General features: G+C 60.2%; 4 protein-coding genes. All 4 read left to right on the forward strand.

Annotated features, from left to right (window positions below; all coding sequences use genetic code 11):
• On the forward strand, window positions 1-649 hold a 649-nt coding region (cpaB, locus tag A3754_RS18235), incomplete at its 5' end, for a Flp pilus assembly protein CpaB (RefSeq protein ID WP_063520834.1).
• The gene (locus A3754_RS18240) at window positions 639-1,814 is read left to right on the forward strand and encodes a type II and III secretion system protein family protein (protein ID WP_231880688.1); all 1,176 of its coding nucleotides are present in this window, start codon (window positions 639-641) and stop codon (window positions 1,812-1,814) included. The genes cpaB and A3754_RS18240, both read left to right, overlap by 11 nt.
• Window positions 1,815-1,818: 4 nt before the next feature.
• Window positions 1,819-3,009, forward strand: a complete 1,191-nt coding sequence (locus A3754_RS18245) for a hypothetical protein (protein ID WP_063520836.1) — start codon at window positions 1,819-1,821, stop codon at window positions 3,007-3,009.
• 46 nt (window positions 3,010-3,055) lie between these two features.
• Window positions 3,056-3,953: CpaF family protein (locus A3754_RS18250; protein WP_063520837.1), on the forward strand; the 898-nt coding region annotated here is incomplete at its 3' end.

Here is a 3,953-nt window from a genome sequence, read left to right on the forward strand (position 1 = left end):
TGATGAAGAGTCCCTGGCGGTGGTGTCTTCCCCTGCCCCGATTGCCAATGTGCTGACCGCCGATGAAAAGGTGGTGGGCAAGGAGCTTCGCCAGTTTGCCCGTCCGGGCGAGCTGCTTTCCCGAAATCATCTTGAACCTGGCGGCACCCTCCCTGGCGCGTTACCGACGGGCTTTCGTGCCGTCGGCGTGGCTGTGGATAATGTGGTGATGGCTGGCGGATTGCTGCAGCCCGGTGATCTGGTGGATGTGGTGGTGGCTTTTCGCAAGGTGGAGCGTGATAACCCGGCGGCACTGGTGCTGTTGCGTAGCGTCCAGGTGTTGGCGGTAAAAGGCGCCATGGCCGCCGCCAGCAGTGATCAGGACCGTGAAGAGCAGCGTCGTAACAATACCGTGGTGCTGGCGGTGCCCAAGGACAAGGTGCCGCCATTGTTGCTGGCGGCTGAAGAGGGCGCGCTGCGTCTGGCAGTGGTTGCCAGTGACGACAAGGGTGACGAGAGCTCTGTGGCCAGTGCCCGTGGCAAGAAGGACAAACCGTTCTACTACAAGGATCTGTTCCCGGCTACCCGAGCGCCTGCACCGCAGGCCAAGCCGGGCCAGCGAGTCGAAGTCTATGAAGGGTCTGACTCAAGGAGCACGTATGTGCGTTAAGGGTGGGTTGATAAAAATGGGGTGGACCAGCTTGTCGGCGTTACTGCTTTTGGTGGTGGCGAATGTTGTACAGGCCGAGGAATTGACCGATTCCATGCGTTTGGCACCTGGGGATCAGAAGGTGCTGACGTTCCCCGCTGCGGTATCGAAAGTGGCTACGTCCGATCCGGGTGTGGCCGCCCTGACGGTGACCGGCAGTAATGAATTGCTGCTGACGGCGAAAGCTGAAGGTTCAGCAGTGCTGTCAGTGTGGTTGCGCAACAACGGCAAACCGTTGCGAAGCACCGTGGTTGTGGCGACGACGCTGGGTGACTCCCTGCCGTTCGGCACCCAGGTGCAGACGGATATTCGTGTGCTGGAAGTGAGCCGTTCCGAGTTGAACCAGTTGGGCATGAGTTACAGCAATTCATTCAATGGTGGTCAGTCTGCGGTGGGCATTGCCGCACCGGGCTCCGGCTTTCAGGTGCCGGGCGCGGTGCCTACTCCGCTGGGAACAGAGGGTTTTAACCTGTTTGGGTTCGGTCCCAACTCGGTGTTGGCCATTAATGCGCTGGAATCCGGTGGGTTTGCGTATACCTTGGCGGAACCGTCGCTCACCAGTCTGTCCGGCCAGAGCGCCAGCTTCCTGTCCGGTGGCGAATTCCCGGTGCCAACTCGCAGCACCACCGACGGAGTGCAGATCGAATTCAAGGAATTCGGCATTGGCCTGAGCCTGACGCCCACGGTCATCGACAAGAACCAGATTATTCTCAAGGTGGCGCCGGAAGTGTCCGAACTGGATTTCTCCGCCGGCGTGGAAACCGGTGGTGTGGCAGTGCCTGGCCTGCGTGTGCGGCGGGCGGAAACGACCGTGTCACTGGCCCCGGGTGAAACCTTCATTATCAGTGGTCTGGTTAGCCGTAACACCATTAACAGCAGCGCCCGGTTGCCGGGCATCGGCAATATCCCGCTGCTGGGTGCGTTTTTCCGGTCCACGCGAATTCAGAAAGATGACAAGGAGCTGGTGATGGTGGTGACACCGCATCTGGTGACGCCGCAGCAGGCCACCACCCCGCCGGTGACGTTGCCGGGCGCCGGCTACCATTCCAGCAGCATGGGCTGGCTGGATATGGCCACGGAAAGCCGACGCGGCTCCCAACCCATCCGTCATGGACTGAGCTGGTGATGCTATGAGTGACCACGACATTGTTCTCTCGGTTGTTGACGATGAAGGTATCGAAGCCTGGCTGGATAGGGTGGTGGAAGAGCCGTTCCGGCTGGAGCAGGTTAGCCGTTCCGATTTGACCCGGGTGCTGCGCTTACTGGAGGCGACGACGGCCCATGTGGTGATGGTCGAGATATCCGAAACGGATATGGACCAGTCGCTGGCCATCATTACGGCCCTGACCAGTGCACGCCCCTGGGTTACCGTGATCACCGTGTGTGCTCGCTCAAACCAGGAGCTGCTGCTCCAGGCCATGCGGGCCGGTGCCAGAGACTGCTTCGTAGCGGGTACGGATGCCGGGGATGTGCGTGAGCGCTTGCGCCGGCATCAGCTGCTGCGTGTTGGGCACTATGGCGACGAAGTGCGTTCCGGCACCAATAACCTCACTCTGGTGGCTTCTGCCAGCCCGACGGTAGACACCCGATTCCTGGCCCAGAATGTGGCGCTGGGTTTGAACCGCTTGTTCCCCGAGCAACGCTGCCTGGCCATTGATACCCAGCCGGGCGAACGCGGTATTTTCTACCTGGATGTGCACAACGAGTACAACCTGGAGAATCTGCTGGCCAGCCCGGAAACGCTGGATGAAACCCTGATTGGCACGGCGCTGGAAGAGTACCGACCGGGCTTGCGATTGCTGGCCGGAGGGGTGGAAAGCGGTGACCTGGCAGGGGACCGTAGTGCTGATTTGTTTATCGCCCTGAACCATTTGATGCAGATGTTTGACCGCATCGTGATCAATGTGGGCACGCTGGAAAGTCGCCATTGGGTGCGTGCGCTGGGCATTCATGCCCGCCACTTGTTGGTGGCCATGCATCCGCTGGTGGATCAGGCCCATGCCGTGCGCAGCCTGGGCAACGACTGGCGCTCTCACCTGGGCCGTGACAGTCAGGTCAGCCTGATTGTCGATGGCGTGGACAGCCATGCGCCACCGGGTGTGGATGAGCTGGCGGAGACGGCAGGCGTACCACTGCTTGGCGGTCTGCCAATGGATTGGCGTTATCGGCTGCTGGCCATGAATAGCGGCTTGCCGATTCAGGAACAATCTCCTCGTTGCCGGTATAGCCGGAACTTGCAGGCACTGATCGGCAAGCTGGAAATGCAGCAGGATGATGTGGCTGGCCAGGGCTGGTGGCAGCGCCTGCGCAGTAATGCGTAATGAGTCATCAAACGGTTAGTGAACGCAACGGATAGCAGGAGCAGTCGTGGCCGGACGGATTGATGCCGAATATCAGCAGCTCAAGGATCGCACCCATCGCTGGGTGGTGGAGCGGCTGGATGAGGAAGGAATTGAGGTCGGCAATGCTGGCCGTGATCAGCTGTCGGATTTTGTCCGCACGGCGGTGGGTCAGCATATTGCCCTGAATCGGGTGCCGCTTTCTACGCAGGACCTCAATCAGCTGGCCCGCGATACCCTTGATGAAGTGACGGGTTTCGGGCCGCTGGAGCCGTTGCTGGCGGATGATCGCATCAACGATATTCTGGTGAATGGGCCGGACAGTGTTTTCATCGAGGTGGCGGGGGTGCTGCAAAAAGCGTCCGTCCGGTTTATCAATGATGACCATGTGGTGCGGGTCATTCGTCGCATGTTGGCGCCACTCGGGCGGCGTCTGGATGAGTCCAGCCCGATGGTGGATGCGCGCCTGCCAGACGGTTCGCGGGTGAATGCCATTATCCCGCCGCTGGCACTGGATGGCCCCAGTATCAGTGTTCGCAAGTTTACCCGTAACCATCTGACTGCCCGTGAGCTGATCGAGTCTGGCTCACTGACGGACGCCTGCCTGGACATCATGGTCAAGGCAGTGGAATCGCGGCGCAATATTATTATCAGCGGCGGTACCGGCACGGGTAAGACCACCATGCTGAACCTGATCAGTCAGTACATTCCGCGCACGGAACGGATCCTTACCATTGAGGATTCAGCAGAGCTGGTGTTCAACCATCCCCATGTGGTGCGCCTGGAAACCCGCCCGGCCAATACCGAGGGCAAGGGCCGGATCAGCGCCCGGGAGCTGGTTATCAACGCGCTGCGCATGCGCCCGGATCGGGTGATTCTGGGGGAAGTGCGTTCCAATGAAATTATCGAACTGTTGCAGGCCATGA

Source organism: Alcanivorax sp. HI0083 (assembly GCF_001635175.1).